Consider the following 6,000-nt stretch of genomic DNA (forward strand, 5'->3'; position numbering starts at 1 on the left):
GCCGCCTCGAAGCGCGGAACGAGCGCCTAGCAGGCGTGCGATCGACAGATAATTTAGCAGTGGAGCAACGCTCAGTCGCCTCGCTGGCCTAGCACTGCTAATATGTGCGTGGAGGGACTTTATGCGATTTATTTCCGGCGGTATTGATCTTCCCGACGAACTATTGAATGCCCGCGACGCTGGGGAATTGTTGCTGTTTTGCGGCGCGGGTATCTCCCAGGCACAAGCTTGGCTTCCGAACTTTCCGGTGCTCGCACGAAATGTGCTGCAGAGCCTTGGCTCAGCGCTGGATAGTCCGGCGCGACGCCTCTTTGAGGCGAGCGGGAAGCTTGAGAAGATAAGTGGTCTTACCGGCCTCATTGCTACTGACCGAATTTTCGGGATGCTCGAACAGGAATTCCATCCAAGCGAAGTGCGCGAGGCGATGGCGGTCGCACTCAGACCTCCAACTGGATATGGACTTGGAGCACACCGGACAATTCTGGATCTCGCCCGCACGCGTGAGGGGGTGACACGCCTTGTCACAACAAATTTTGACCGGCTCTTCGAGGAGTGCGATGGCGGGCTCGCTTCACATTTTCCGCCGCGTCTTCCGGATCCGCGGCGCGACAAGGACTTCCGAGGCGTTGTCCATATTCATGGCATGGTTGATCAGACCTACAGCCGAACCTGCGATGACGAGATTGTGCTGTCGAGCGCCGACTTCGGGCGTGCCTATCTCGCTGACGGGTGGGCCACTCGATACATCCAGCTGTTACTAGAACGCTACAAGATTTTATTCATTGGCTATTCCGCAGACGATCCACCGGTTCAGTATCTGCTCGAGGCCCTCAACCAGTCGGGCACGCACACCGGGCGTATTTTTGCTTTTCAGGCTGGAGATTCGGCGCAGGCGGTAGCGCAGTGGGCCCACAAGGGAGTACTGCCTATCGCCTATAGCCCGGACAATGGGCACCGCGAGCTGTGGGAAACACTTGATGCGTGGGCTGAGCGTTCCCGGGACGTGGACGCATGGTACGAGCGACTTATCGTTGGCGCTAGCCGCGGTCCCGAAGTGCTTGACCCTGCTGAGCGCGGAAGGGTCGTGAATCTTGCAGCGACAGGCGCCAATGGCATAAAGCGGGATATCATTCCGGAGAGAATGTTCGAGAGGATGAACGATGGCATCGCGCATCTTGACAACTGAGCAGGCGATACGCGTCGCCGAGTTTCGACCCTCGCTCACGGGCGGTGCATATGGCCGCGTGTTTGAAGCCATCGGCCGCGAAGACTTTCAGCAAGAATTACTTGGTCTGTTCAACGACGTCTGCGGCGCTGATTCGGTTCATCTGTTCTGGATCCAGAGCGGCCGACCCGACATTGCTTGCGGCCAGAGCCTCGTCGGGGACGGGTCCGCCCACAGTCAGGCTCGCCACTATATGGAGGGCCGCTTGTGGCGCGACGATCGACAAATGTGCGAAGGCAGCGCCGTCCTGCAAGAGGAGCCCATGTTCTACCGTATGGATACACGCGACGCTCCGACGAGCGATTTGCGTGAATTCTATCGCAGCCAGAGCCTTCTCGAGCGCCTGATGATTTGCGGGTGGACGCCGATGGGCACCTTGGGATTTAGCGTGATGAGGGCAATGACACGCGATATTACGTCCGCAGAGAATCTGCAGGGTGTCGGTGCGGCTTTTTGCGAAATCTTTCCGATGCTTGCCAAGCATATGGAGATGGTCGGCCAGAGTCGGCGGCTGGTCGAATCCCTGACCACGCTGCCGCTCATCGAAGAATATCTGGCGGTGAGCGACGCGGGCCTGTCTCAGCGCGAGATTCATGTCGGAGCAAGGCTTCTTTATGGCCTGAGCGCAAGTTGCATCGCGAGTGATCTCGGCATTGGCACGGAAACCGTGAATACGCACCGCAAGCGCCTTTACGAGCGTCTACGTATCGGCTGTCATCATGAACTGCTGCTCTGGTATTTGCGACATTGCGGTCGCGTGGGCGCGGGCCGCACTATCCCAAATATTTTCGCGTTCTGATCTGTCCCCTAGCGAGGGGATTGCGGGTGCAGGTCGCTGATCGCACTTCTTCTCGAGCGGACACGGGAAGCCAGCCAAGCAGATGAGGAAACATACAGTTGGGAAAGACAACAGGCGCCGGGATGGCGCATTACGATCGCCTGTTCATCGGCGGCGAGTGGCAAGCGCCTCAGGACGGTGAACTGATCGAGTCTATCGACCCGTCCACGGCCGAACCCTGGGCGGAAGTTGCCCTCGGCGGACCGGCAGACATCGATCTCGCAGTGGCAGCTGCGCGAGATGCCTTCGCAGGTCCCTGGCGCAAAATGCCGGCTTGGGAGCGCGCCGGAATTCTCCGAAACCTCGCTGAACTCTATCGTGCTGAAGCTCCGCGCCTGGCGGAAATCGAAACGCGCGACTGCGGCCGAGCAATCCGCGAAACGCGCATGGACGTGGGCGCCCACTCGCAGTGGTATCATTGGTTTGCCTCGCTTGCCGACAAGAGCGAAGGCCGCACGATACCGATCGACGAAAGCGTGCATGCCTTCACCAGCAAGGTTCCGATCGGCGTCGTAGGAGCTGTAACGCCATGGAATGCACCCTTGCTTACCGCTTGCTGGAAAGTAGGCACCGCCTTGGCCGCCGGCTGCACCATAGTCCTCAAGCCGTCGGAGTTCACGGCGGCCACGTCGTTCGAGCTTGCCAGAATCGCCGAAGCCGCCGGCGTGCCTCGCGGAGTTATCAATGTCGTGCCAGGACGAGGCGCGAGCGCGGGCGCTCGGCTTGTGCGGCATCCAGAGGTTGCCAAAATCAGCTTCACAGGCTCGGGCGTCACGGCGCGTCGGATGCTGCTTGACGGCGCCGATACACTCAAGCGCTTCACCTTCGAGCTTGGCGGCAAGGCGGCGCACATCATCTTTGCCGATGCCGATCTCGAGGCCGCAATCAACGCGGCGACGTCGTCGGCCTGGGTCCATTGCGGGCAGGCTTGCGCTCTCGGTTCCCGTATTTTGGTCGAACGGCCGATCTATGACCGCGTCGTGGAGGCGTTCCGCGAGCGGGCGGGGCAGGTTCGCGTCGGGATGCCGCTGGACGACGCAACCCACATGGGGCCGCACGCGCATGAGCAGCAACTGATCAAGACCTTATCCTATGTTGACATCGGCCGCGCCGAGGGAGCGGAGTTGATTGCCGGCGGGCGCCGGATCGAAGGGGCTCTCGCACGCGGCTATTTTGTCGAGCCGACGGTCTTTGCCGGCGTGTCAAATGCGATGCGCGTGGCGCGTGAGGAGATATTCGGCCCGGTTGCAGCGCTCATTCCATTCGACGGCGAGGAAGAGGCAATCGCGATCGCCAACGATAGCGACTTCGGATTGACCGCGGGCCTTTGGACGCGCGATGTCGGCCGCGCCCTCCGCGTGTCGCAGCGGATCGAGGCCGGCATGGTATGGGTGAACGCCTATCGCTACATACGCTGGTCGACGCCCTACGGCGGCTTCAAATTGAGCGGCTGGGGTCGCGAGAATGGAACCGATGCTCTCGAAGCCTATCAGGAGACGCGGACCACAATCATGAGCGCAACGGGGGCGTTCGCAAATCCCTACGCGGCCTGATTTCGCAGGACTGCCTGTCCCCACGCTTGGGGACTGTGGACTGGCCTATGCTGGTGTAAGACGCTGCGGGAGGTTGCGTTTGCGTGCAGTGCGGGCGGATTGAGCAATTGAAGAGGAATGCCATGTCGACGACGATTATCGAGCAGCTCGCGGAGTTTTCCGCCGACACAAATTATGCGGAGCTTCCCGCCGAGGTTGTCGAAGATACCAAGCTGATTATCCTTGATTCCATTGGTTGTGCGCTCGCCTCGACCGAGCAACCGAAGGGCAAGGCCGGAATCGACTACGGCCGGCTGACCGGCGGAGGCACGGGCCCTGCAACCATTATCGGGACGGGTGACAAGGTTTCGGTGTTCGGGGCCGCCTTCGCGAACGGCGAACTCATCAATACGCTCGACATGGACGCGATCCTTCCGCCAGGCCATGTTTGCCCATATGTCCTGCCCGGTGCACTTGCGATGGCCGAGCAGGAGCGGGCGAACGGTAAAACGCTGATCGAGGCCGTGGCCCTAGCGCACGAGATGTCGTATCGCCTCGGCAAAGCCATGGATTATCTTCGCGATACCAAGGACGGCAAGGTCATGCCGCCCGAAATCTATGGTTACAGCAGCACGGTGTTCGGAGCGACCGCTGCGATCCTCAAGGTCAAAGGCGCAGATGCGAACAGGATAGCGCACGGCCTCGGTCTCGCAGGCTCCATCGCGCCGGTTCAGTCGCAGGCAGCCTGGTTCCAGCATGCGCCAAGCTCGACGATCAAATATCTCCAGGCCGGTATTCTGACGCAGGCCGCGTTCAACGCCGCCTTTATGTCCGAGCTCGGGCATCGCGGAGACCTTATACTGCTCGACGACCGACAATATGGATTCCCGCGGTTCATTGGCACAAAGCGCTGGGAGCCGGCACCGATCACCGAAGCGCTCGGTACGGAATGGCGTTTCCCTGCGGAGCAGGGCTACAAGCCTTATCCGCACTGCCGGATATTGCATGCGCTTGTCGATGCGATGACCGAAATCCTCGACACGCATGACATTCAGCCAGACGAAATTGAGCACATCAAAGCCTTTGTCGAAGGCTTCGTCGAACAGCCGGTCTGGCTCAACCGCGACGTTACCACCGCACATGATGCGCAGTTCAGCATCGCTCACGGGCTCGCCGTAGGAGCGCATCGGGTGAAGCCCGGCAAGGACTGGATGAACCCGGACCTGATTTTCGGCGAGTCTGTCATGAGCTTGATGGACCGCGTCACCCACGCGGTTCATCCCGACTATGTAAAGCTGCTCACCGGCAATGCGGCAAGCCGCCCGGCGATCATCGAGATCACCGCGCGCGGAACGACGTTCCGTGGCGAGCGTCGCTATCCGCGCGGCAGCAAGGCTCCCGAAGAAGGTGTCGCGTTGACGGTCGACGAAATCATCGAGAAATTCCGGCACAATGCTGACGGCGTCATACCCGCCGAACAGATCGAACGCCTGGTCGACGGGGTCATGACGCTGGAGCGATGCGACGACATTCCCGCACTCATGGCCGCAACCGCGCCGGTATCTAAGATTCAGGCCGCAGCCTGACCCGTTTTCAGATGGTAGCGGACGCCTTCATGACTTGGCGTCCGTCCGCGGCGAAGGCGGCGAACTCGATGTCGCCGTCGCCGCGCAGAACGAGGTGAAGGGGTTCCCCGGCAACGGCTGGAGACAATCCCCGGAAGTCGAACCTCCGCAGACCATTGTCGCCGAAGCGTCGGCGCGCGAGATCAAGCAACAGGGTCGCAGTGAGCGGCCCTTGGACGACGAGTCCGCGGTATCGTTCCTCATCACGCGCATAGGCGAGATCGTAATGAATGCGATGGTTGTTGAAGGTGAGCGCCGAGTAGCGGAAGAGCAGGGCTTCCGAGGGGCTGAGCGTGCGATGAGTATTCCAGTCGGCAGGATCGAACCCGTCCGTACCTAGCGGTGGCGGACTTAAAGGCGCATCGGCCACAGCTGCGTCACGATAGACGATAGACTGCGTCTCTCGAACCTTCATGTCGCCCTCGCTAAGGGTCTCATGCGCGATCTCCACGAAAACGAGGCGGCCCGTGGCGCCTTTTTTCTCGGTGATCGAGGCTATTGAAGAGTGCCGCTCGATGAGGTCGCCAACCTTGAGAGGCGCCAGAAATTCGATTTTGCTGGAAGCCCACATGCGACGAGGAAGCGGAACGGGCGGCAAGAAAGCATCCGGCCCACTCAAACGCCGGGGATGCCCATCCCGCCCCAAGGCTGCAGTCGGAGCGTCGGGTGTACCGAGGCACCAATGAATACCCTGACCTGCGTCTGAACGAGCCGCGCTATGCCTCGCTGCCGAACATCATGAAGGCGAAGTCGAAGCCGCTCGATACCAAGACCCCCGCC

The 6,000-nt window shown here is 60.6% G+C and carries 5 protein-coding genes and 1 pseudogene; 5 read left to right on the forward strand and 1 reads right to left on the reverse strand.

Annotation, left to right across the window (positions count from 1 at the left end; genetic code table 11):
* Positions 1-121: 121 nt before the first annotated feature.
* From ACTIFP_RS11610 to ACTIFP_RS11625, 4 genes are all read left to right on the forward strand, one after another.
* On the forward strand, positions 122-1,186 hold the full coding sequence (locus ACTIFP_RS11610; protein ID WP_439568873.1) for an SIR2 family protein: 1,065 nt from the start codon (positions 122-124) through the stop codon (positions 1,184-1,186).
* Positions 1,161-2,024 (forward strand): LuxR C-terminal-related transcriptional regulator, encoded by an 864-nt coding sequence (locus tag ACTIFP_RS11615; protein ID WP_439568874.1) that lies wholly within the window; start codon positions 1,161-1,163, stop codon positions 2,022-2,024. The genes ACTIFP_RS11610 and ACTIFP_RS11615 overlap by 26 nt, the downstream gene beginning before the upstream one ends.
* Before the next feature lie 122 nt (positions 2,025-2,146).
* The gene (locus ACTIFP_RS11620; RefSeq protein WP_439568875.1) at positions 2,147-3,616 is read left to right on the forward strand and encodes an aldehyde dehydrogenase; all 1,470 of its coding nucleotides are present in this window, start codon (positions 2,147-2,149) and stop codon (positions 3,614-3,616) included.
* A 122-nt stretch (positions 3,617-3,738) separates the two neighbouring features.
* Positions 3,739-5,181 (forward strand): MmgE/PrpD family protein, encoded by a 1,443-nt coding sequence (locus ACTIFP_RS11625; RefSeq protein WP_439568876.1) that lies wholly within the window; start codon positions 3,739-3,741, stop codon positions 5,179-5,181.
* 7 nt (positions 5,182-5,188) lie between these two features.
* On the opposite strand, the gene ACTIFP_RS11630 is transcribed toward ACTIFP_RS11625, so the two are convergent.
* Positions 5,189-5,908 (reverse strand): FAS1-like dehydratase domain-containing protein, encoded by a 720-nt coding sequence (locus tag ACTIFP_RS11630; protein WP_439568890.1) that lies wholly within the window; start codon positions 5,906-5,908, stop codon positions 5,189-5,191.
* A 5-nt stretch (positions 5,909-5,913) separates the two neighbouring features.
* Between ACTIFP_RS11630 and ACTIFP_RS11635 the strand changes: the two are divergent.
* Positions 5,914-6,000: pseudogene (locus tag ACTIFP_RS11635) on the forward strand (electron transfer flavoprotein subunit beta/FixA family protein); the annotation flags it as partial.

It is taken from the genome of Sphingopyxis sp., from assembly GCF_051861155.1.
Classification (GTDB): domain Bacteria; phylum Pseudomonadota; class Alphaproteobacteria; order Sphingomonadales; family Sphingomonadaceae; genus Sphingopyxis.